We start from the raw sequence: 237 nt of genomic DNA on the forward strand, positions 1-237 counted from the left end.
GGCTTGGAGGCTCCGCATGAAATCTTGCGTGATGTTGCTATGAATCTGACTGAAGCCACGGGCTATTCAGACTCGCAAGGGATATTTTCAGCGCGTAAAGCCGTTCTGCAATATTATCAATCTAAGGGGCTGTTATCGGCCGTTGATGTGCGTGATGTCTATTTAGGTAATGGGGTTTCAGAGCTAATCGTCATGACGATGCAAGCACTGATGAATGACGGTGATGAGGTGTTAATC

The 237-nt window shown here is 46.8% G+C and carries 1 protein-coding gene; it reads left to right on the forward strand.

All coding sequences use genetic code 11. The annotated features are described in order from the left end of the window. Positions 1-237: aminotransferase class I/II-fold pyridoxal phosphate-dependent enzyme (locus AAEZ22_RS18605; protein ID WP_352298574.1), on the forward strand; the 237-nt coding region annotated here is incomplete at both ends.

Origin of the sequence: Pseudoalteromonas sp. 20-MNA-CIBAN-0454 (assembly GCF_040308685.1) — a bacterium.
Lineage (GTDB): Bacteria > Pseudomonadota > Gammaproteobacteria > Enterobacterales > Alteromonadaceae > Pseudoalteromonas > Pseudoalteromonas nigrifaciens.